This is a genomic window from Pleomorphochaeta caudata (assembly GCF_055395745.1).
In genome coordinates, this window is sequence record NZ_AP042458.1 from 1166606 (window position 1) to 1190656 (window position 24051).

Here is a 24051-nt window from a genome sequence, read left to right on the forward strand (position 1 = left end):
GGAGAGGTATAAATGAAAAGGATTTTATTAATCTTGCTGATTAGTTTGTTGTGCAGTTCTTTGTTTGCCTCTAGTGTTAGTGATAAGGAAGTATCAAATGCTTTTGTTGCTATAACTGATTTAGGTTATATTGCAGCATCTAATTTTATTTCTTTAAAAAGGGTAGATTTTGATTCGATTGCAATTAAAATATCTTCAAAAAATTCTTTACCTGAAGCTATTTTATTAAGTAATGCGGATTTATCGACTTATATGCCATATTTTTTGAATGAAGATTCTTCTGATGGGTATTTTGCATCTCTTATTCCTTCTATCAATCCAATAGTCAAAGATAGACTATTGATTAATGATTGGAAAGAAGGAGAAGCTGTTGTGACTGGAGCCGCTGTTGTTGTTTTTCCAGATGGTATGACTTTTCAAAGTCTTATAACTAATGCAACTTCAGGACAATTCCCAAATGTTGGAATAAGTTTTAGCTTTAATGTTTCAGGGAGCCTTTTTAGTGAAAGTCTCTTAATTAAAGGTGTTATTATTGTATCTTCTGATGAGTATGGTGTCCCAATTATTAATCCGATTAGACTCAGTATTAATGATAAGGACTATGATTTATCTTTTTTTGAGAAAGCTCCTTTACTGTTAACAATGAAAAATGATGTTTAGAGGATTACACTATGAAGCGCTTAGTGCACTTAATTTTGCTACTTATATTTATTAATTCATTGTTTGCAACTTCTTTAAGTGAACAAGAAATTAATTATGCTTTAACATGTGTAAAAGATGTGGTTTTTGTCTCTTGTGATTACTTTATTTCTGAAAGTCAGCCACAAATTCCAAATTTGAAAGTAAGAATACCTAAAAATAGTGGAATATCAGATGCTATTGTTTTTGAAAATTGTGACATGGCAACCTTACTGCAATACTTCCCCCAAAAAAATATAAATTCAAATAATATAATTGATTCATTAAAAGAACCTTTAGCAATATATGTTAGAGATTCTTTAATCAATAATGATTGGAAAGCTTCTGATGCTGTTGTTTTAGGTGCTGTTGCTTTAGCTTATAAAGATTATGAATCAATAAATCAAGTAGTTTCTAATTTAGTAGATGGAATTTATCCAAGAGTCGGGGTTGTTACTGACCTTACTATTTCTGGAAGTTTATTTTCTTCTCCTTTAAATGTTAAGGGCGTATTTGTTTTAGAAGAAATGGATGGTACTTTAGCAGTTAATCCCATGCAAATGAGTATTAATGGTGAAGAAATAGATGTCTTTCAATATTGATAAATTGCTTTTATATTAAATTTTGTAGGTATTTAATTTATATATATAAAAATAGTAGAAAAAAAAATAATTATAATTTATGATTGAATAATATATATAGTAAATCCCTTGGAGGCGTTTAATTGAATACAGAAGTAAAAGATTTTTTAATTAAATGGGGACTTGATGCAGAGTCTATTTCAATAGATAACATGGTAGATAGTTTCCTAAGTGAAATGAATAAAGGTTTAGAAAAAGCTCAATCGAGTTCTTTGCCAATGATTCCAACCTATATTGGAGAAGGTTCTCCAATTGTTCCAGGTCAAACTGTTATAGTAATTGATGCTGGTGGAACTAATTTAAGAACTTGTTTAGTTACTTTTGATGATGATTTAAAACCTGTAATTTCCGATTTCAAAAAAGTTTCAATGCCTGGTATAGATAAAGAGGTTAGTGCAAAAGAATTTTTTACTGTTTTTGCAAATCAAGTTGAACATATAATTGATAAAAGTGACAGAATTGGTTTCTGCTTTAGTTATGCAGCTCAAATTACAGAAGATAATGATGGAATTCCTTTAGTCTTTTCTAAAGAGATTAAAGCTCCTGAAGTTATTGGAAAAAAAGTAGGTGTTTCATTATTAGCAGAATTAAAAGCTAGAGGTTATTTTGTTGATAATAAAAAAATTGCAGTTGTAAATGATACTGTAACAACTCTTTTAGCTGGTAGAGCTCAAGGTAATACAAATTATGATGGTTATGTTGGTTTTATTTTAGGTACTGGTACTAATACTGCTTATTTAGAAGATACATCAAATATTAAGACTTTGAGTCAAACAAATTTAGATCATATGGTAATTAATGTTGAATCTGGAAGTTATGGTTACTCAAATGCTAAAATTGATGAATTATTCTTATCTACAACAAAAGATCCAAGTACCTATCATTTTGAGAAGAAAATAAGTGGAGCTTATTTAGGTCCAATGAGTTCTTTAGTTTTGCATAAAGCAATTGAAGAAAATGTATTATCTCAAGATTTTAAAAAGAAATTTGAAGAAGTTGGAGATGTTAATACCACAGAAATGAGCCATTATTTGGAAATGCCTTTTAATACCGATTATAAACTAGTTCAATGTGTTGCAAATAATGAAAGAGATGCTGAAAACCTATGGTATCTTCTTGAAGCTATAATTAAGAGAGCAAGTAAAATGACGGCTGCAAATCTTGCTTCAGCTGTATTAAAAACAGAATATGGTAAAAATCCACTACATCCTGTATGTATTAATGCAGATGGTACTACTTTCTATAAAACAGAATATCTAGAACAATATACAAAATATTATTTACAGCAGTTCCTACAAGAAAAACATAATCGCTATGTGAATTTTGTTAGGATAGATAATTCTCCAGTTATTGGAGCTGCAATTGCTGCTTTAGGATTAAATTAGTAATTATTATTTAAGAAAATATAGTTAATACTTGGTACAAATATGTATCAAGTATTTTTTTTATGCATTGTTACTATTAATACAGATTATTTTAGTTAAAAAGATGGAATTCGTCATTTGAAGCCATATTTTGATAGAATTTAGCCTTATTGGCTTTAAACGTATTTAAACTGAGTAAAACCCCTAAAAATCCTATTTTTTTCATTTATAATTACTATACATAAATATACTATAAATATATTAAGTTAAAATTAAAATTACAAAATTATATACCGAGTTAGGAATAATTAATTAATTTTTATAAAACAAGGAATAAAAAAAATTCCTATCAATATTTCTATTAATAGGAATTATCTATGTTATTTATCTGCTTTTTTTAGCAGTTGAGTATGTAAATTTAATAGATAATTAAATAATTCAAGGTTATCACCTTTTACATCAACTAATATTCTAAATACAGCTTCAGTTCCTGAGCCTCTCATCCAAATAAAAGCAATATTATCATTATCTTTATCCTTAAATATGATTTTGTATCCACCTTTATAAGGAGGAGTTCTAAACTCATTTCCTAGGCCTTTTATACAATTAGCACCTTCCATTTGGTACACTTCATAACTTTCTATATTAAATTTATTTTTTAAGAAATCTTTATTTTCATTATAGTAATTTAAAAATTCCATTTCATAATTGTCTTTTAATATTCCATGATCGTTATTAATTTGCAATTTTGCATCTGTAGAAAAAGCATCAAGAGTTGTGTATTTTGGTAGACTATTGATAAAGTTTTCAATTGAAAGTGTATCATTTTTGTAATTGATTTTATTTCTATAGTAATCAAATATTTCTTTATTGGATAATAAGTTTATTAAACTTAATAAAGTGTTTAATGGATCTCTTACTTTAGCAGGGTGGGTAATGTTTCCTCCATTAGAACCTTCTCCAAATATTCTAACAATATAGCCTTCATCACGTAGCATTTGAGCTTTTTGAACTACATTTGCTTCCCCAACTTCAGCTCTAAAAACTTCAACATTTAAGGCTTTAGCTATATCATCAATGCGCATTGATGTTGGACCATTTACACTAATTGCCATTTTTTCTGTTGGATATGAAACTCTCATTGCACTTAATTCTGCCATAACTACGAGAGCAAAAACTTCTTGTGCTTGTAAGATTTCAGCTGTATTAGTGCTATCTTTAATATAAACTAAGTTTCCTCTATCCCCATCATTATCAGGAACATATCCTACTACAAAAGCACTATCTTCTTTATGTTTTTCTTCTAAAATAGATCTGCACATTTCAAGATTTTCACCCTCTGGAACAATTGGATGAACAACTTCTCTAGGTTTATCATTTACTGCGTGTACTTTTATATTTAGTTCTTTAAAGAATTCTTTATCTATACTTAGAGTTCTAGCACTACCATTTAATTCTGCAACAATACCAATTTTATTATCAGTTTTCTGTTTTAGAGAATTTAAATAGTTTTCAATATTTTCATTTTTGCTAGCAGTAATTAGAGCAAATTCTCTATAATTTTCTAAACTTTTTATTTTGTTTTGTGAGATTTGTTTTAAATTAGCTTCTAATTTTTCTTTTTCTAGATTACTGACTAAGTTTTTAACAAATATTAAAGCTTGTTGATTTTCCACAAGAGATGTAAAGATTTGGGTTAGTTCTTGAGATTGACTTTTATTAAAAACACCTCCATTTGTTCCAAATTTTATACCATTATGTCCAATTGGATTATGAGAAGCTGAAACATATAAAAACGCATCAATTGACTTATCTTGTGAGGATAATGCCATAATCTCTGGAGCTGCAGCAATAAAAAGATTAACAACTTCTATATCTAGGGCTAAAAAAACTCTACTTATAACATCAAGAATTTGTACTCCAGTAGGTCTTGCATCCATTGCTACTACTATTTTCTTTGTGCTAGTTTTTTTGTTTAGTTTATTGGTGTTAATTTCTTTATCACTTACACAATTTAAGTATTTTGCTAAAGAAAGTGCTATTAATGCACAAAAGTATTTATCTGCAACACTTATTTCTTCAGTGTTATCTTCTTCATCATTGCTAATTGCAAAAACTTTTCTCCAGCCAGAGGCAGAAAGGATAAATTTTGATAATTTTTCTTTTAATTCTTTTGAATCTAAAACTGGATAACTTAAAGGATTAATAGAAGAATCAGCAATAAATAAATTACTTTTTTTGTCTTTAAATATCATAAAAACTCCTAATATAGATTATAAAAATTGTTTAATTAATCTATTTGAAAAATATATCAAAAATACAAGGGACACAATAGTATATAGTAAATATGAAAAGAATATTGCTTTTTTGTATAAATTTTACATATTTTACTTGTCGCTAAAACGAGTCTTTGATAATCTTTTTGTATGATTAAAAACTGTATTGCAATTCATGATTTATGTTGTTACGCAAAGAGTTCTTTAAGTGTTGTTATTCCAGCTTTAGAGAGCTTAATGGTAGAAGTTTTACCTTTACCAACTGCTTTGTTATCTTCTCAATCAGATGGATTTAATGATTATTATATAAAAGATTTAACCTATGAAATAAAAAATGTTTTAGATGTTTGGGATAGAGAAAATATTAAATGTGATTGTATATATAGTGGCTTTCTAGCTAATGCAGAACAAGTTAATATTGTAGAAAGGGTAATTAATTCTCAAAAAGAAAGTAAACCTTTAATAATAATTGATCCAGTTTTAGGTGATAATTTAGAAACTTATTCTCCAATTACTAAAGAATTGATTGAAAGAATGAAATATTTAATATCTTTAGCTGATGTTATTTGTCCTAATGCTACTGAAGCTGCTTTATTATTGGGTGAAAGCCCTAAAGAAAACTATAGTGATGAAGAAATTGAAAATTTTTTACATAGGTTAGTCTCTATGGGACCAAATAAAGTAGTTATTACTAGTGTATTACAAGAGAATTCAGATACAGTGGCAACTGTTTCTATTAATAATGGAAATATTTATTATCATTATAATAAAAAGATTGATATATCTTATCCTGGAACAGGTGATTTATTCGCGAGTGTTTTAACTGGTTTATTATTGAAAGGTTATGAATTTGAGAAAATTTGTGATATTTGTTCTACTATTTGCTCCAAAGCTTTAGTTAATACAAAGAATTATGGCTATAAAAAAAGGCATGGAATTTCAGTTGCTTCAATAATCCCTTATTTAGAAACTTTTAATTAATTTCACTGATACCTAAAGAAAAATCTCCAACAATTTTTATTAAATTTTGATCTCTTTTGATTTCTAATTTTCTTTCAGGCATATGAAGCTCTAGAAGAGTTTTTAATTTTTGGATAGCTGCCTCTTCAATTTTTGTTTTATCTGCTTTTGTAACCCAGCTTAATGTTCTAATATCAATATCTAATAAATACCCTCTACCAAATTGACTTCCATAACCAGTTGTAAATTGAACCCCTGTTGAAAAAAGACCATCATAATTTGCACTAGAAGTCTTTCCTCTCTTCTCTCTTTTCGGATGGAGAGGAAACATGGTGCCAAATTCATCTTCTAAATAATTGTCTAGTTCCATACAAATTTTATGCAATCTAGATTCTAATTCAATTTGTTTGGGATGCATCTATTCTAAATCCTTTTCGCTGAATCCATATTTGTCTAATATTTCTTGGTATTTTTCATTGTTAGAACTTTTTTGTCTTTGAAGTTCTTCATTATCACTTTCAAATACTTTTTCTAATTCTTTTGTATTAATATTTTCTTGAGGTAGTTCTGTTTTTTTCTTTTTGCTAAAGAAATGTGATTTCGCATTGGTATTTTCAATTAATGTTGTTTCTGTTTTGCTATTAGCAAGTTGATCAAGGGGCGTAATACTTTGATCTAATTGATTTTCTAATTGAAAAACTTCTGTTTCACTTTGTGGCTCTGTTTTTAGTTTATCGATGTCTAAAATATGAGAGAAATCTTCTCTTTTAATCATATTTTTAATAAATTCAGTTAATTTTTTCTCTTCTTTTCTATATAACTGTTCAGCGCTATCTATTAATGTATTGATTGCATAAGTAGAAGTATCATCTAATTTAAAAGAATCTCCTTTTAAATTGTAATGAATTCTAGTAAATTCAACGTCTTTTATATTTTGTGCAACTAAAGCTGCTAATTGCATTTGGCTTGTGGAAGCAATTTTTTGTATAGGGGCACCTTTTGATGGATCTATCCAGCCCATTAATCCTCCACTAATATCAATATCTTGCATTGAATAATCATTGCTTGCGGTTGAAAGGGAAAGTATGTGGAATTTTTTACAATTTGGATAAAGCTTTCTAGCTGCGCTATAAGCTAAAAGAACAGGATTATTAGCGATAATTCCACCATCAATTAAATATCTTTTCTTTTTTGCCTCTTTATCATAAAGAATAGAAGGGGGGAAATATGTAGGGGCAGCACTAGTTGCTCTAGCAGCTTCTCTAACATAAAAGTCAGAATTTTCCCAGCTTTTAAAGTTAAAAGGAATCCCTTCTGCAGCATCATAGGAGACAACCATTGTTGGAACAAGACATTGCTTCATTTTTGCATTTTGAAATGTTTTATATAAAAAGTTTTCTATATGCTTTGCATCATATTTATCTTTTAGTAAAGTTCCAAAAATTCTAGATTCTGAATGAAATATAGATTTACCATCATTTACATAAAAATCTTTTAAAGAGGAACAATCTGTTCCTTTAGTAATTAATTTTGGAGATTTTGGGTTTTGAGGTTTTATACCTTTTAATTTTTCAAGAAAAGATAAAGTTGGGGTTTCATAGGTTTGTAAAAAATCTTCCCCTTCTTCTTTCTTTAAGTTTGAAATTAATGGAGAGGTGGATAATCCTAAAGCAATTAAGCCTCCAGTTGAAGTACCTGTTATTAAATCAAAAAAAGAGTAAAAAGGTTTTTCTGTTTCAAACTCTTTTAATTTCTCATTTAATTTCGATATTACAACAGCTGGAACAATCCCTCTCATTCCTCCACCATCAATGCTTAATATATATCTTTCTTCAATTGGTTCTGTTTTTTTCTTTTTGCTAGGTATTAGCATCTTATCTCCTGTTTTGTGTATATTATATATAAAACAAATAAATAAATAAATCCGTTACTAATATACAAAATTTATTAAAATATGTTTTATAATAGGATTACACCTTTTAAAATATAATATAAATAACTATTTTAAGATTATAAAAAAGGAAATAAAATTGAATTTATTAGATGAATATAAAAATTGTAATTTATGCCCAAATCATTGTGGAGTTGATAGAACTAGTAATGAATTAGGTATTTGTAATGAAAGTGATGTTGTAAGAGTTGCTTTTAGTGGGTTACATAGAGGAGAAGAACCTCCTGTTACAGGGAAAAAAGGTTCTGGTATGATTTTCTTCTCAGGTTGTCCTTTGCATTGCAAATATTGTCAAAATTATCAAATCAGTGGTGGGAAAAAAACTAGAGATGGTAATGTAGGTATAAGTATCTCAATTGATGAATTATCAACTCTTATGTTGGAATTAGAGAAAAATGGAGCGAATAATATCAATTTAGTAACTCCAACTCATTATATTCCTTCCATAGTTATTGCAATACAAAAGGCTAGATTAAAAGGAATGAAATTACCTATTGTTTATAATACAAGTGGATATGAAGATGTTGAAGCTTTAAAATTAATTGATGATTATATTGATTTATATTTAATAGATTTAAAAACATTAGATAAAGAAGTTGCAAAGAAATTTTGTGGTAGAGAAAAGTATGTTGATGTTATAACTAAGGTTTTTGATTTCTTAGTTGAAAAGCATCCTAAATTTGAATTTATAGATGATTTAACAACCCCAAAAGGTTTATTAGTTAGACATTTAGTTTTTCCTGATTCAATAAAAGCTAGTTTAGAAGTTTTAGATTATTTTGCAAAATATTTAAAGGATAAATGCTTTTTATCTTTAATGGTTCAGTTTATTGACCCAAAAAATGTTAAAACTTTTGAAAAAATCAGCAGCGGCGATTATGATTTATTATTAGATTATTTAGATATAAAAGATATAGAAAATGGATTTGTTCAAGAGTTAGGTGATAATATAGATTGGATCCCTAATTTTAAATTAGATAAACCATTCCCTGATGATTTTTGCGATACTTTAGATTATTATTTAGATTTAAAGAGAAAGAGAGAAAATTATGGATTATGAGATTAGAGAAGCGAGTTTTGATGATATTGATAAATGTATGGAATTAGCTAGTTTTGCTTGTAAATTGATGGTTTCAAGAAATAACCCACAATGGTTAAATGGTTATCCCACTGCAGAAATTTTAAGAGATGATGTTTTAAATCATCAATTGTATGTTGCTTTTGATAAAGATGAATTAGTAGCAATGGCTGCAATTCAAGAAAAAAAAGATGAACTTTATGAAGAATATGATTTTTGGACAAAAGGCCCATATATTTCAGTACATAGAGTTGCCTCTAGAAGATCTGGATTAGGTAGATATTTTTTAAATATGGCTATAGATAAAGCTAAAAAAATAGGTGCCAATGTTAGAATTGACACCCATATAAAAAATCTTCATATGCAAGCTCTTATTGAAAGCTTAGGTTTTGTTGCAGTCGGTGAGACTGATTGTGGTTATATTGATAATACTTTAGCAAAAACTTATGAGCTTGTATTAATTAACCAATAGTAGTTCCATAGAATTCAGTTCCTCTTAAAATATTAAGGGTGTTTTCTATGTTTCTTCCATCAGCACAGATAACTTTCATACTATCTTCTTGTGCGCCTTTACTAGCAATTGGGTCGAAAGGACAGTTTTTACCGGGAACCCATTCATTTCCTACCATTTTCCTAAAGTCTTCCCAATTAATAGAATCAATTGGTTTTGCATTTTTATCTAATTTTGGGTCTGCTGTATAAACTTTTGCAATATTAGAAAGATTAACTATTAATTTTCCACCAAATCTTTTTGATAAAAATACTGCATCAGTATCTGTAGAGAAGCCTGGTTTCCAGCCTGCTGCTACAAGTACTTGATTAGTGAATTTAATATCAGCATTTGGGTTTGTAATAACTTCATCTGAACATAAATCGCTGAAAATTGAATATACTAATTGAGCATTTAAATGAGTTGCTTTTATTCCAATCCAATCCTGAATATCATTGTTTGTATCATTTACAATTTCTCTATATGCATTTTGATATACTCTAGCTGGGGCTCCACCACCACAAACTAAAATCAATTTATTCTCTTTATTTTCTTTTAAATATTCACGAATTGCTTTGTTGAATTTGCTTAAAAAATCAATATCTACTTTATCTGGTGCAATAATTGATCCACCTAAAGATAATACAGCTAAATTACTCATTAAATATCTCCTTATTATTATTTAATCATCCTTTAATTTTATAAACAACAATCATAAAAAATTAAAGGGCAAAATGATAAAAAACTTGATAGAAATAATAAAATGTGACAATAAAAAAAGTTTTTTTACTAAATGGAGGTTTTTATGAGTATGTTTGATGATCTAAATACTATAATTATTGAAGGTCGATTAACGAAAGATCCAAATGTTAGAGATCTAAAAAATAATAGTTGTGTTAGTACGTTATCTATAGCTGTTAATTCATCATACAAAGCAAAAGATGAATCTTATGTAAAAGAAGTAGGCTTCTTTGATGTTGAGGTTTGGAATAATGCAGCTAGAGCTTGCAATCAATATTTAAAAAAAGGATGCAAAATTAGGGTAAGAGGACAATTGAGACAAAATAGGTGGGAAAACAAGGACGGTAGCAAAAAGGCAAAAGTAATTATTAAGGCTGAGTCTGTAGAATTTAATAGTAAAGAATTTCAAACAGATGGAGAAACTTCAAAAGATAAAAAAGGAGAAATAGAAACATCTCTTGGAATTAACATTGTTCCTGCTTTTTAATCTAGATTTTATGCATCAATTAATATTGGTGCATTATTATTGACAATTTTAATTAAATTGATGAACATATTTTTATGTTTAAAAAATTTAATATAATTGTTTTCTTAGTAGTTTTGATTCTTTTTGTATCTTGTAAACAAGAAGAAAAATTTCAAACCCAGACTCAAATAGCTTTAGGTACTGTATGTTCTATTAAATTAGAAGAAAGTGTTGATGATTCAGTATTTTCCAATTGTTTTTCTATATTACAAAATGTTGAAAAAGAAATAAGTCGTACAAATGAAGAAAGTTATATTAGTATTTTAAATAGAGATAAAACTGTTCAAGTTAATCAAGAAGTATTTGATTTATTTAAGTTAGCAATTTCTTTAGCTCAATTAAGTGATGGTAAATTTGATGTTGCAATGGGTTCTGTTGTAAGTTTATGGGATATTGGTGGAGATAATCCAAGAATTCCATCAAAGGCAGAATTAGATAGTGTAAATGTTGATTATACTCAAATTAAATTAGATGAAGATACTTTAACAGTAGAAATACCACAAAATATGCAAATAGATTTTGGAGCATTAGGTAAAGGTTATGCTGCTGATAAACTTGTTGAATATTTAAAAAGTGAAAATATTAATAAAAGTATTATTAATCTAGGCGGAAATGTGGATGTCATTGGCCAAAAATCTGATGATAGTCTTTGGACTATTGGGCTTCAAGATCCTAATAATAAAGAAGAAATATTTGCAGCATTAGATGTAGGTGATGTATCTATAGTTACTTCTGGTACCTATGAAAGATATTTTTATCAAGATGGTGTAAAATATCATCATATTTTAGATCCTGATACTCTTTATCCAAGTGATAGTGATATAATAAGTTCAACAATAATAGGCAAACAATCTTTAATCTGTGATTGTTTATCTACAACTTGTTTTTTATTGGGGAGTGATAGAGCCTTAGAATTATTAAAACATTTTGATGGATATAGTGGGTTTTTCTTATTAAAAGATAATTCATTGATTCATTCTGATAATTTTGATTACAAATATCAAAGAATAACTAATTAATATATTCTTCTTTATTGTTTTCATATCCAAAAGTATCTCCTCGAGTTACTGTTGTATAAAAATCTTCACAGCTATCAGTATCTAGAAAATAAAAATTTTTGAACTTTCTATTAATAGTTCTTGTTGAGGTTTCAAAAGTAGTATCAACAGCCGCTTGAAATAAAGGAAATATATTTTCCCAAAGTCCTATATTCGCTAGAGTTTTTGCAGTATTTAAAACATCTTCACTAGCAAAACCTTCACAATTTGGACTAATTTTATTTGAATATATTAAGCAATCAATTACTGGTGAATTAAAAGATGGATCTTCTAATATTAAAATACATCCATTATTAGAACTTAACCCGTTTTTATTTTCACTTATAAAAACACCAGATTCTTGAGTCTCTTTAAAGGCTATTACAATGAATTCTCCTTCATTAACATATATATCAGGGAATATATATCTATCGTTATAATTATCATTAAATCCATCAGATACAACAATGCCAGCTAAAGAGCCACTCTTTGTTACAACCAATTCTACTTTATCGCAATTAGCAGAAGTTCCTTTTGTTGATACTTCGCTTATTAATAAATTTGCTCTGTTGTTATTTTTTGTATAAACATAGGAGTTGATAAATGTCGAATTTCCATTTAAATCTTCAGCTTTTATTTTTATTAAGTACTTTTCACCAGGAATTAATTTATCTTTTCTATAATAAGTTATTTTATTGTTTTTGATTATAAAATTATCTACATCAGTATTATTGAAAGATATTTTTATGTTTTCCTTTGAAGATAAAATTTCATCAAAAACAATTTCAACTGAATATGGACTATTACTTTCTATATATTTTAGTTTAGGTGGTGTAGAATCAATAGATGTTAAAAGATTATATGATTTTATTATTTTTGTATCACAAGCAGTGAAAAAAAATAGTAATAAATAAAAAATTGTAAAGAAATAAAACATTTTTTTCATATATTATAGTATTAAGATTTTTTTTATATTGCTTGAAAAAAGAAAAATCTTTAAAATCAAAGAAAAAAAATGAAGGACTTATTATGGCAAAGTTGTGGCAAAAAGAATATTCTTTAGATTCTTTAATGGAAGATTTTACTGTTTCAAATGATTATATCTTGGATCAAGATTTAGTAATTAGTGATGCATTAGCATCAATAGCTCATGCAAGAGGCTTAAATAAAATAAATATTTTAAGTGATGAGGAACTAAAAAAAGCAGAAAAAGGATTGAAAGAAATTATTGATTTAAAAAATCAAAATAATTTTCAAATTACTAAAGAAAATGAAGATTGTCATACTGCAATAGAGTCTTATATTACCACTCAATATGGGGATGTAGGTAAGAAAATACATACAGGTAGAAGTAGAAATGACCAAGTTCAAACAGCTTTGAGACTTTGGATGAGAGAGTTTGCTACTAAATTATCAATTGAAACAGCTGAATTAGCTCAAGCTTTATTAGAATTTAGCGACAAATATAAAGATATCCCAATGCAAGGAAGAACACATATGCAAATAGCAATGCCATCTTCTGTTGGACTTTGGGCAGCCTCTTTTGCTGAAGAATATTTAGATGAAGCAAAGAGAATAAATTCATTTATTTCTATTTTGGACCAATCTCCTTTAGGTTCAGCAGCTTCTTATGGTGTTCCTTTAGATTTAGATAGAGCTTTTACTGCAAATCAAATGGGATTTGAAAAAGTTCAAAAAAATGTTCTTTATGCAAATAATTCTAGAGGTAAGTTTGAAGCAATGTTATTAGATTTATGCGATTATGTAGCACTTACTTGTAGTAAATTAGCTCAAGATTTAATATTATTTACTCTTCCTGAATTTGGATATTTTTCTTTACCAAAAGAATTGTGTACAGGAAGTTCAATTATGCCACAGAAGAAAAATCCTGATGGACTTGAATTAGCTAGAAGTAGATCTGCTGTTGTAAGTAGTACTGCCTTTAGAGTTAAATCTATAATAAGATCATTGCCTTCAGGTTATAATAGAGACTTTCAAGATACAAAAGAACCATTATTAGTTGGTGCAAAAGCTACTTGGTCCTTAGTTGCAATTATGTCTAGAATGATAAATAAGGTTGCAGTAAATAAAGATAATTTAGCAAATGCTTGTGTTAGTGAGCTATATGCTACAGATGAAGTTTTAGAAAGAGTTAAAAAAGGTGAAAACTTTAGAGATACTTATAAAACAGTCGGAATGAATTTAAATACAGTTAAAAAGTACGATCCATATGAAACTATAAAAAATAGAACAAGTATTGGAACTACAAATAATTTATGTTTGGAGGAAGATTTTACTGAATTAAAGCTTTTATTTGCAGATAATAGCGATAAATTAGCAAAATTTAAAGCTGCATATAAACAACTTTGTGATAAAAACATTGAAGTTGTGAATATCTAAGTATAAATATTATTAATTTATTATTATTTGTAATTGAAAAATTATAATTAATTATAGTATTCTAAAGTTATGAGCATCATTAAACCCCACAAACTCGGTGTTATTGCTGGCCCGGGTAGTGAATATTTTACAAGCAAAGTCGTTAAACATTTGCGCCGATTATATAAGGAAAGATATAATAAATTATCTGGTGCACTTGCAAAACGACATGATATGAGTGAGGAACAAATCTTACAGATGGTCACCTTGATTGATGACATGAATAGTAAGAAGATTCCTAGAAGGAAGTGTCCAACACAATTTCAGTGTCCGGATTTCACTATTAGAGCTAAATATACTAGATTTGCAAATGGCGAAGAGAAGGCTGAAATTCTCGATCCTGTTAGAGGCTTAAGAATCTTCTTTATTTATGATTTATCTAATATGGAATTGATTAAAGTTAATGGAGCAAATGAACCTGTAAGACTAAGTGTTAATGACCATTTAATGTTCTTGTTGACAACAACACATGCACTTAAATTAGCTGGAGCTTCATCTATTACTTTAGTATTACCTACTTTCCCATATTCTAGACAACATAAAAAGAATAGTAGAGAAGCTTTAACTGCAAGTCTTTTCTCTCATATTTGTGATATGTTAGATGTTGAAAGAATTATTACTTTAGACATTCACTCAAGAGAAATTGAAAATAGTTTCATGAAAACTCATTTAGAGAACCTACATGGTTCCTATCAAACTTTAATAGCTTTAAGTAGATTAGTTGATCTAAATGATCCTGATATTGTTGTAGTATCTCCTGATACTGGAGCTATTTCTAGAAATAAATTCTATGCACAATCTCTACATAGACCTTTAGCTGTTTTATATAAAGAAAGAGATTACTCAATAGTTAGTACAGATGCAAATCATACAAATATCAAAAATATCAACTTATTAGGTGATGTTGAAGGCAAAACTGTGTTGATGGCTGATGATATGATTGCTACCGGTGGTACGATGATTACCGCTATGAGAGAACTAATGAGACGTGGTGCAAAAAAAATTATTTGTATGATTTCATTACCTTTCTTTAATGGTGGTGGTATAGAAAACTTTGATAAAGCATATAAAGAAGGTGTTTTCTACAGAATTATTGGTACAAATTCTGTTACACATGGTCATGATTTATTAGATAAACCTTGGTTTGTCCAAGCTGATATTTCAGAATTATTTGCAAGAACAATTAGTAGATTACATCATGGTAGATCTATCAGTCCTTTATTGGATAATAGAAGATTCATTCAAAAACTTATTGATTCTCAACAAGCCGCGGGGGCTAATGAGAAGAGTATTAAGAGTGAAAAAATTAAAGATTAAATTTTATAAATAAATAATAATCCACTCTTTTGGCGTTTTGTTGAAAGAGTGTTTTTTTGTTTATAAAAATAGATAAAAAATAGTAAGAAGTAAATAAAAAAAAGGTTGTAATAAAACGAATTAAGAGAAAAAAGAAAGAAAATTTATGCTAAATTAAAATTATTTTTATAAAAAATTAGGATTACCTAAATGTGAAGATTTTTTTTAATTGAGGATTTGTTTTTTTGTTGAGTTTTATAACAATATATTATATATTTCTTAAATCAAAACTATATAATTAAATAATAATTAAATTAAGGAGCCCGTTATGCAAATGTCCCGCAGAATTTCTGGATTTCAATGTTCGCCAATTAGAAGATTATCTCAGTATGCTGTCGCGGCCGCCCAAAAAGGAGTAAAAGTTCATCATTTAAATATAGGTCAACCTGATATTAATTCACCAAAAGAAGCTTTAGATGCTGTAAGAAATTATTCAAAACCTTATATTCCTTATGGTCCTAGTGAAGGATTATATGAATTAAGAGAAGGAGTAGTTAATTACTATAAAACTATTGATGTTGATATTGATGTTGATGATGTTTTGATCACTACTGGAGGTTCAGAAGCTTTACAATTTGCTTTTATGACTTTATGTGATCCTTATGATGAAATAATTATTCCCGAACCTTATTATACTAATGTTACAAGTTTTGCAAGAACAGCTATGGTTGATTTAGTTCCAATTACTAGTAGAATTGAAGATGGTTTTTCATTGCCTCCAATCGAAGAATTTGAAAGAAGAATTACTAGAAAAACTGGTGCAATTTTATTATGTTCTCCTAATAATCCTACTGGTCATATTTATTCAAAAGAAGAAATGTTAACTATTTTAGACTTGTGTAAAAGAGCAGACATTTTTTTGATTGTAGATGAAGTATACAGAGAATTCTGTTATGAAGATCAATTTTATAGTGTTTTAAATTATAAAGACTATGAAGATAGAATTGTTTGTATTGATTCTTTTTCTAAAAGATATAGCATGTGTGGATCAAGAATTGGTGCTGTGGTAACTAAAAATGAAGAATTTAAAGCAAATATATTGAAATTATCACAAGCTAGATTATGTCCTCCTGATATTGAACAAGTAGCTGCACTGGCTGCTCTCAGTACAGATTCTTCTTATCTAGATAATGTTAAGAATGAGTATAAGAAAAGAAGAGACTTTTTAAGTGCTGGTTTACAAAAAATAGATGGTGTTATATCAACAACTCCAAAAGGTGCTTTCTATATGGTTGCAGAGCTTCCTGTAGATGATGCAGAAAAGTTTGCAATTTTCATGCTAAGTGAATTTAGTTATGAAAAAGAAACTGTAATGATAGCTCCTGCTGAAGATTTTTATGTAACTCCAAAAATTGGTAAAAAACAAGCAAGATTAGCATATGTATTAAATACAGATGATTTAGCTAGAGCTTTAATTTGTCTTGAGAAAGGCTTAATAGCCTACAAAGAAAAATATTTATCTTAAATTAAATTTTAAAATTCATATATTAAAATAAATCCAAAGTTTTTAATAACTTTGGATTTTGTTTTTTATTCACTAGTCAATGAATGAATAAAAGGTATTAGAACTGATAAGGCAATTTCATTGTGACCACCTTCAGGTATAATTAAGTCAGCATATTGCATTGTTGGGAAAATAAAGTTATAAAAACCTGGTCTTACAACTTCAAGATATTGATTTATTACACTATCAACAGTTCTACCTCTTTCAGCAATATCTCTTTTTAATCTTCTAATAAATCTAATATCATCTGGAGTATCAACATATAATTTTAAATCTAATATATCTCTTATTGCTTTATCATAAAGAACCATCAGTCCTTCAATTATTACAAGTTTCTTTGGTTCTACACGTAAGGTTTCATCATTTCTTCTATGGTGAACAAAGTCATATTCTGGCATATCAATTGCTTCACCACGTTTTAGAGCTTGTAAATGTTCATATAATAATTCCATGTCAAAAGCATCAGGATGGTCGAAGTTAAAAGCAGTAATATTTTCATTATTAATAAAGGTAGCGCTTTTATAATAATTATCTTGAGGAATAAAGACGAAATCAGAACAAACTTCGCTTATTTTTCTTACAATAGTGGACTTGCCAGAACCAGAGCCACCAGTTATACCAATAATTTTAACTTCCATTAATTAATCCTTATTCGGAAATAGTTTTATAAATAATACTATTTTAGAATTTAAAAGTAAATAAATTACTTAATTTGTTGAAAAAATTTACTATAAATAATTCAAATTTTAATGATTGATTGTTGTTTAAGTTTTAAGTTATGCATACAATGCATTTATGATTTACTATCTTGCGTATTTTTTTGTTAATGCAACTTTTGTAATTGTTAATCCTTACCTGCAAGTTATGTTAGATAATTTAGGTTTTGGATTTAAGGCGGTTGGAGTCTTCATCGCTTGTTTTGAAGGCTTTGGAATCTTAGGGCCTTTATTAGTAGGATATTTGGCTAATAAAAAGAATTTATATAAAGAAATGGTAATATTATCGTTAATTATCGGTAGTATTACTTTTTATTTGCTCGCGTTCGCTCATAGCTATCTCTCTGTTATATTGTTAATTACCGTTACCGGATTTTTCTTTAGAGCTGTTGCTCCAGGTTTAGATTCTATTGGTAATTTAGCAGTAAAAGGTGATAGTTCAAAATATACAAAGATTAGAGCTGCAGGTACAATGGGATATGCTGTAGTGTCTGCAATATTGTCTTTTATAAAAAAGCCAAATATTGATTCAAATACAAGTATTGGGTTTTGGTTTATAGTCATTTGTTTGCTTTCTGTATTTACTATGATCTTTGTTCCAAAACAAGACCCAATAGTGATTAACTATAAAAAACCTATAAAAGATGATGGTAGTGAAGATGTAGAAGATAAATGGTATAACAAAGGACTAATTATTGGATTAATTGTTATTGGGTTAAGTAGATTTTCTTTATCCGGAACATATTCCTTTTTATCTTTATATTCAATTAAAGAAGTTGGTTATACAGATTTAACTACTTTAAACCTAATTGCAACCTTAGCTGAATTTTTTGTAATGCTATATAGTGGCTATTTATTGCAAGTAAAAAAAGTTAAACCTTTGTATCTATTAATGTTAGGTAGTTTAGCAATCTCTTTACGTGTTTTAATTTATGCTTTTTTACCAAGTGTTAAATTTTTATTACTAGCACAAACTTTACATGGACTTTGTTTTGGTGCTTTCCATCCTGCTGCTATTGTATTTATCAATCAACATGTTAGAAATGATAAAGTAGGGGTAGGAATTAGTTTATATTATGCCTTATCAACAGGATTGCCAGCAGTTTTAGGTTCTACAATTGGTGGAGTTTTGGTTTCTAATTATGGTTTTAAGACTTTATTTATCTTCTATTGTATAATAGGTTTAGTAGCAGTATTTACAGGAATTATTTTCCATAAACCTTTGAATGAAAAAATAGAACATTAGATCTAAATTATATATAAAATTTGGGTTGTTTTGAATTTAAAAAATGTTATAATTTGGGGAGTTTAGGAGTTGGGTTATATGAATTATGATAATTGGGATTTAGAAAAAGCTAATATTTCAAAAGAAAAGATAGAAAAGAATTTAAAAGAAGCTTCAAGATTAATAGAAGCTGATATATATTCTATATTAAATATTATTGAGAAATATGACCCTTTAGTAGTCTTAAAATCTATAGCAATTTATGTTGATGAAATAGTAAGTAAAAATCAAGAAAGAAAAGATGTTCAAGCTAATATTTATGGTTTGATGAGATTTTTAATTAAATGGATTGCAACAAATCCTAATAAATTTTCAGAGAATCAAGATGTATCAAATTTTGATAAAAACAAATTGAAAAAAATATATGGTCAGCTAGAATCTCATACAATAAAATATTTAGATAATTATATTTTACATGAAATAGAAAAACCAAAAGATAGAGCAGAAATTCAATCAATTTATCATAAATATATAAAACCTTTACCTATAGAATATGAAAAATTAAATGATAAAATTTTAGAGTTAAAATGTTTATTACTTCCTTTTGTTGATGAAATATCAAAGACGTTTGATTCTGATTTAGAAGGAATTTTAGAAGCTATTAAAATTGTTACTTATAATGGATTTAAAGCAATGGAGTTATTAGATCAAGAAGTAACTATTTTTTCAGATAAAACTCAAGAGAAAATTCAAAAACATAGAGATGCCGGGAATACTGAAAGTGATAAGGATTTATTAAAAAGAATTATCAGTGAAGAAAATTGGCAAAGTTGGTTTGATGATATTAGATATAAAAGTGAAGGATATGACTTATTTTTTGCTAACAAATTAACTAATTTATCTCAACATGATATTGATTTATTATCTGTAACTGCAGGCACTGTAAATTCAGAGAATTATTGCTGGTTAAGTGAAAGTGCAGGATTGGATGATTCAATTTTTATTAAAATTAGAAATAGAGCTTTTATATTTGATGGAATGTTTGCAATTGATAGAACTTATGCAGCGATAAAAAAAGCAGTATTAAATAATAATCCTTCATATAGAGAGTTTTGGGAATCTAATGAAAAAAGAAAAACTGCAATGTTGCCTTTTTCTATTTTTGCAGGAGTTTTTAGTAAACTTGGTTATACTTTGAATTATAAATTTGAGAATACAGTTTTTACCACCTTTTATGAAAATGATAAAAATAAAGTCTATTTACAAGTACCTAAGGCTCATGGATATATAATTCCATTGAACCCAATTAAAGAAATTGAGTTAACAGAAAATGCTATTCATTGTTTTAATTCAAGTGTTTTAGATTTTGATAAAATTTCTGATCCAATTATTTTAGTTATGGATGATGATGAATTAGAAAATGATATTTTTGTAGAAGATAATTTATATAAAGTTCGACTTTCTTATGTAGTAACTTTGATGGATGATTTTTCAAAAATTGTTGATTTCAAAAAACTTATATTTAATCTTTCTGAAATAGAAGCAAATGAAGACTCTCATGACCATCATCATGAAAAATTAACTGAGAAAGAAGAATCTAATATGGATAAAAATGGAGCTGCTTTAGCTATTGAGACAGAAAATAATGTTTTAGATGAAGTGGATTTTGATGAAGATGATTTAATGGATGAAATTGCTGATGAAGAGCATGAGCTAGAGAATGAAGAATCTCTAGATGATTATGTTGAATTAAAAGAATCATTAGAAGAGCAATTTTCTGATAAAAAATATGAAAGTGATGAAGAAGAAATTTTAAATGTTGGTTATGAGCAATTAAGTAAATATGAAGAAATAAATACTTTAAATGATTTAGAGCTACAAGATCACTTAGAAGAACAAGAAGAACAAGAAGAACAAGAAGAACAAGAAGAACAAGAAGAACAAGAAGAACAAGAAGAACAAGAAGATCAAGAAGATCAAGAGGACCAAGAGGACCAAGAGGACCAAGAGGACCAAGAGGACCAAGAGGACCAAGAGGACCAAGAGGACCAAGAGGACCAAGAGGACCAAGAGGACCAAGAGGACCAAGAGGACCAAGAGGACCAAGAGGACCAAGAGGACCAAGAGGACCAAGAGGACTTGGATGAATCCTTTGAGATAGATGATTTAATGGATGAAATAGCAGAGGAAGAATTAGCAGCAGAAGAAGAATCCAAGAAAAAGAAAGATGCCCAAAGTGGATTTTCATTTTTTGATCTATTAAACAATGTAGCACAAGGAAAAGATCCTTTAGGACGTCAAGAATCTCAAGAAGAACAACATGAAAAACAAGAAACTAAAGAAGATTCTTTAACAATTGAAAATGATAATCGTTCTGAAGAGAAAAAGTTTGGTGATAATGTTGAAAAAGGTATTCCAAGAAATAAATCTAGTTTTTCATTCTTTGATGTGTTAAATAATGTTGCTAAAGGAAAAGATCCTTTATCTCAAGAGGATGATGATCTTATAGAAGATGATGAAAACGCTGAAAAAAATATTGTAGATAATAATTTTGTTGATTTTATAACTCAAGAATTAGATAAAATAGATCAAGATGAAAATGATTTAGAAAATTATGGTTTATCAACTGATGAAGAAGAGAATTTTGATGAAATAGAAGACTTTGATGAAATAGAAGACTTTGAAGAACCAGATGATTTTGAAGAATCAGAAGATTTTGAAGAATCAGAAGACTTTGAAGAACCAGAAGATTTTGAAGAATCAGAAGATTTTGAAGAATCAGAAGATTTTGAAGAATCAGAAGATTTTGAAGAATCAGAAGACTTTGAAGAACCAGAAAACTTTGAAGAACCAGAAAACTTTGAAGAACCAGAAAACTTTGAAGAACCAGAAGACTTTGAAGAACCAGAAGACTTTGAAGAACCAGAAGACTTTGAAGAACCAGAAGACTTTGAAGAACCAGAAGACTTTGAAGAACCAGAAACTTTTGAAGAACCAGAAACTTTTGAAGAACCAGAAACTTTTGAAGAACCTAATGAAGTAGAAGACCCAGATAAAGTTGATGAACTAAAAAAAGAATGTATAAATGTCGATTTGAATGATTATAAGTCTATTGATGAAAAGAGGATTTATGAAACTAAATTTAGTACTCTAGATGAACTTTTTCCAAAAAGAGTATATGAAATTATTTCTTTAGTTCATGAAGAAACTAGCTCTTTCTTTGATATTTGTAAGGAAAGTGATTTAGATTTATTACAGAGTATTGATTATTTAATTAATCAAACTTTAGAACAACAACAAATTGATAAGCGTGAAAAAATGTTTACTATTCCAGGGTATGATTTAACTCTAGTTTTAGCTTTGGACAATAAAGATAAATTAAAGTTGTGGGAAAGAAGAACTAATTTAGGGGCTGTTATGTATTCTCAAGAAAAGGATCATTGGAATGCTCTAATTTTAAAATATGATAATAATAAAATATTAAATGATGTTGAACAAATTGTAATTACAAAAGACAGTTTTGCACCTGCAGATTGGAAATTTGTTGTTTCAACAGGCAATAGAATTATAAGGAATAAAAAATAAAATGCTAGAAGATAGTTTGTCACAAAGATTAGAATTTGCCAAAGAGCTTGCTTTAAAAGCAGGCCAATTTGCTTTAAATAAAAGACAAAATCAAGATTTTCATATATCTCAAAAAGGCTTGAATGATTTTGTAACTACAGCGGACAAAGAAACTGAACAATTGATATTTGATGCTATAAAAGCTAAATATCCAAAAGATGGCTTCTTCGGTGAAGAAAGTGACTCCGTAGATGGTGAAGGTAGGTGGGTTGTTGACCCTATTGATGGGACAACAAACTTTTTTAGGAATCTATCTAACTGGGCAGTTAGTATTGCTTATGAGAAAGAAGAAGGAAAGCCTTTAGTTGGAGTTATTTATGCTCCAAGTTTAGAGGCTCTTTTTTATGCTAGTAAAGATGGTGGAGCTTTTAAAAACGGTAAAGAAATAAAAGTATCTAATATAGATGATTTTCAATATTCAATAAACGTATGTGTTCCTCCTCATAGATATAAAGATTTATATTCTGATTATATGGAAAAATTCATTTTGATTGGGAATAGTTCAAGTGATTTAAGATCCTATGGATCTTGTGCATTAGAATTATCTTATATCGCTAGTGGGTCTATTGATAGTTATTACGAACTATGTTTAGGTTATTATGATTTTGCTGCAGGAAAAATAATTTTAGAAGAAGCTGGTGGCTCTCTAATTTATAAGACAAATGAAGCAACCGGAAGATTAGATTTGTTAGCAACGAATTCTAAGTTAAATGATTGGTATAAGAAAAATAAAATTTTTTAATAATAAAAAGAGGTAAAATGAGTAATTACAAACTAATAATTTTTGATTTTGACGGCACTTTAGTGGATTCTTCATCTGGAATCTACAATACTGCAAACTGGTCAGTAAAACAAATGGGTTTGAAAGAGGAAACTGATTTAGAACAATTAAATAAGTTTATTGGACCTCCTCTAAAAGACTGTTTTAAATTAACCTTTAATCTCCCTGATGAATTAATGGAAAAAGCTTGTGATATATATCGTCAAAGATATATAGAAAAAGGACAGTATGAAGTTGAAGTTTTTGAGGGTGTAGAAGATGTTTTAAAAGAGTTAAAAGCTAAAGGATATATTTTAGCTGTAGCTACTATGAAATATCGTGAAGTTGTTTTCACTATGTTAAAATATTTAAAGCTTGATGGCTATTTTGAATATATAGATGGGACAAATATTGAAGGTACAAAATACAAAGCAGAAATTTTAAATGAAATAGTTGAACATTTTAATGTTGATAAAAAGGATGCTGTTTTAATTGGTGATACATATCATGATGAAACTGCAGCTGTAGAAGCTGATGTGGATTTTTTAGCGGTTAGTTATGGTTTTGGATTTAATGAAGAAACAAAAATTGAATCTTCTATGATAGGACTTGCTACAACACCTAAAGATATATTATCATATATCGTATAATGAAAATAATATTTGAATATTTTTATAAATAAATC

General features: G+C 28.1%; 20 protein-coding genes and 1 pseudogene. 15 read left to right on the forward strand and 6 right to left on the reverse strand.

The window, feature by feature from the left end; translation table 11 throughout:
- Window positions 1-12: 12 nt before the first annotated feature.
- The 3 genes from ACZ5RS_RS05345 to ACZ5RS_RS05355 all read left to right on the forward strand — a co-directional run bounded on the left by ACZ5RS_RS05345 (window position 13) and on the right by ACZ5RS_RS05355 (window position 2704).
- Window positions 13-660, forward strand: a complete 648-nt coding sequence (locus tag ACZ5RS_RS05345; RefSeq protein WP_464638183.1) for a hypothetical protein — start codon at window positions 13-15, stop codon at window positions 658-660.
- 11 nt (window positions 661-671) lie between these two features.
- Window positions 672-1280 (forward strand): hypothetical protein, encoded by a 609-nt coding sequence (locus ACZ5RS_RS05350; protein WP_464638185.1) that lies wholly within the window; start codon window positions 672-674, stop codon window positions 1278-1280.
- Window positions 1281-1402: 122 nt separating this feature from the next.
- Window positions 1403-2704: a hexokinase family protein gene (locus ACZ5RS_RS05355; RefSeq protein ID WP_464638186.1), complete on the forward strand. Its 1302-nt coding sequence runs from the start codon at window positions 1403-1405 to the stop codon at window positions 2702-2704.
- A gap of 359 nt (window positions 2705-3063) precedes the next feature.
- On the opposite strand, the gene ACZ5RS_RS05360 is transcribed toward ACZ5RS_RS05355, so the two are convergent.
- Window positions 3064-4938 carry a phosphoglucomutase gene (locus tag ACZ5RS_RS05360; RefSeq protein WP_464638188.1) on the reverse strand — a complete coding sequence of 625 codons (1875 nt, stop codon included), beginning with the start codon at window positions 4936-4938 and terminating at the stop codon, window positions 3064-3066.
- 171 nt (window positions 4939-5109) lie between these two features.
- Here ACZ5RS_RS05360 and ACZ5RS_RS05365 point away from each other — a divergent pair, with 171 nt between their 5' ends.
- Window positions 5110-5940: a pyridoxamine kinase gene (locus tag ACZ5RS_RS05365; protein ID WP_464638189.1), complete on the forward strand. Its 831-nt coding sequence runs from the start codon at window positions 5110-5112 to the stop codon at window positions 5938-5940.
- Here the strand turns inward: ACZ5RS_RS05365 and ACZ5RS_RS05370 are convergent.
- Both ACZ5RS_RS05370 and ACZ5RS_RS05375 read right to left on the reverse strand, forming a co-directional pair.
- Complete coding sequence (locus ACZ5RS_RS05370) at window positions 5933-6337, reverse strand: hypothetical protein (protein WP_464638191.1); 405 nt, start codon at window positions 6335-6337, stop codon at window positions 5933-5935. The genes ACZ5RS_RS05365 and ACZ5RS_RS05370 overlap by 8 nt on opposite strands.
- Entirely contained in the window at window positions 6338-7792 is a 1455-nt protein-coding gene (locus tag ACZ5RS_RS05375; protein ID WP_464638192.1) for a patatin-like phospholipase family protein, read from the reverse strand.
- A 157-nt stretch (window positions 7793-7949) separates the two neighbouring features.
- Here ACZ5RS_RS05375 and ACZ5RS_RS05380 point away from each other — a divergent pair, with 157 nt between their 5' ends.
- Both ACZ5RS_RS05380 and ACZ5RS_RS05385 read left to right on the forward strand, forming a co-directional pair.
- The gene (locus ACZ5RS_RS05380; RefSeq protein WP_464638194.1) at window positions 7950-8930 is read left to right on the forward strand and encodes a radical SAM protein; all 981 of its coding nucleotides are present in this window, start codon (window positions 7950-7952) and stop codon (window positions 8928-8930) included.
- Window positions 8920-9420 carry a GNAT family N-acetyltransferase gene (locus ACZ5RS_RS05385; RefSeq protein ID WP_464638195.1) on the forward strand — a complete coding sequence of 167 codons (501 nt, stop codon included), beginning with the start codon at window positions 8920-8922 and terminating at the stop codon, window positions 9418-9420. The genes ACZ5RS_RS05380 and ACZ5RS_RS05385 overlap by 11 nt, the downstream gene beginning before the upstream one ends.
- Here ACZ5RS_RS05385 and pyrH read toward each other — a convergent pair.
- On the reverse strand, window positions 9410-10099 hold the full coding sequence (pyrH, locus tag ACZ5RS_RS05390; protein ID WP_464638197.1) for a UMP kinase: 690 nt from the start codon (window positions 10097-10099) through the stop codon (window positions 9410-9412). The two genes, ACZ5RS_RS05385 and pyrH, sit on opposite strands and share 11 nt — an antisense overlap.
- A gap of 144 nt (window positions 10100-10243) precedes the next feature.
- Here pyrH and ACZ5RS_RS05395 point away from each other — a divergent pair, with 144 nt between their 5' ends.
- The gene (locus tag ACZ5RS_RS05395; RefSeq protein ID WP_464638198.1) at window positions 10244-10666 is read left to right on the forward strand and encodes a single-stranded DNA-binding protein; all 423 of its coding nucleotides are present in this window, start codon (window positions 10244-10246) and stop codon (window positions 10664-10666) included.
- A 74-nt stretch (window positions 10667-10740) separates the two neighbouring features.
- Complete coding sequence (locus ACZ5RS_RS05400; protein WP_464638200.1) at window positions 10741-11724, forward strand: FAD:protein FMN transferase; 984 nt, start codon at window positions 10741-10743, stop codon at window positions 11722-11724.
- Here the strand turns inward: ACZ5RS_RS05400 and ACZ5RS_RS05405 are convergent.
- A complete protein-coding gene (locus ACZ5RS_RS05405; RefSeq protein ID WP_464638202.1) occupies window positions 11717-12688 on the reverse strand; it encodes a hypothetical protein in 972 nt (323 codons plus the stop codon). The two genes, ACZ5RS_RS05400 and ACZ5RS_RS05405, sit on opposite strands and share 8 nt — an antisense overlap.
- Window positions 12689-12771: 83 nt before the next feature.
- On the opposite strand from ACZ5RS_RS05405, the gene argH reads away from it, so the two are divergent.
- The 3 genes from argH to ACZ5RS_RS05420 all read left to right on the forward strand — a co-directional run bounded on the left by argH (window position 12772) and on the right by ACZ5RS_RS05420 (window position 17002).
- Window positions 12772-14142, forward strand: coding sequence for an argininosuccinate lyase (gene argH, locus ACZ5RS_RS05410; RefSeq protein WP_464638203.1), 1371 nt, complete (start codon window positions 12772-12774; stop codon window positions 14140-14142).
- Window positions 14143-14211: 69 nt separating this feature from the next.
- Entirely contained in the window at window positions 14212-15498 is a 1287-nt protein-coding gene (prs, locus tag ACZ5RS_RS05415) for a ribose-phosphate diphosphokinase (protein WP_464638205.1), read from the forward strand.
- Between the two features lie 307 nt (window positions 15499-15805).
- The gene (locus ACZ5RS_RS05420) at window positions 15806-17002 is read left to right on the forward strand and encodes a pyridoxal phosphate-dependent aminotransferase (RefSeq protein ID WP_464638206.1); all 1197 of its coding nucleotides are present in this window, start codon (window positions 15806-15808) and stop codon (window positions 17000-17002) included.
- A 65-nt stretch (window positions 17003-17067) separates the two neighbouring features.
- Here ACZ5RS_RS05420 and udk read toward each other — a convergent pair whose 3' ends face one another.
- Window positions 17068-17679 carry a uridine kinase gene (gene udk / locus ACZ5RS_RS05425; RefSeq protein ID WP_464638208.1) on the reverse strand — a complete coding sequence of 204 codons (612 nt, stop codon included), beginning with the start codon at window positions 17677-17679 and terminating at the stop codon, window positions 17068-17070.
- Between the two features lie 154 nt (window positions 17680-17833).
- Between udk and ACZ5RS_RS05430 the strand changes: the two are divergent.
- From ACZ5RS_RS05430 to ACZ5RS_RS05445, 4 genes and pseudogenes are all read left to right on the forward strand, one after another.
- Window positions 17834-19003 (forward strand): annotated as a pseudogene (locus ACZ5RS_RS05430) (MFS transporter); the annotation flags it as partial.
- Window positions 19004-19081: 78 nt separating this feature from the next.
- Complete coding sequence (locus ACZ5RS_RS05435) at window positions 19082-22567, forward strand: hypothetical protein (RefSeq protein WP_464638210.1); 3486 nt, start codon at window positions 19082-19084, stop codon at window positions 22565-22567.
- 1 nt (window position 22568) lies between these two features.
- Complete coding sequence (locus tag ACZ5RS_RS05440; protein WP_464638211.1) at window positions 22569-23348, forward strand: inositol monophosphatase family protein; 780 nt, start codon at window positions 22569-22571, stop codon at window positions 23346-23348.
- Between the two features lie 17 nt (window positions 23349-23365).
- On the forward strand, window positions 23366-24016 hold the full coding sequence (locus ACZ5RS_RS05445; protein ID WP_464638213.1) for an HAD hydrolase-like protein: 651 nt from the start codon (window positions 23366-23368) through the stop codon (window positions 24014-24016).
- The last annotated feature ends 35 nt before the right edge of the window (window positions 24017-24051 follow it).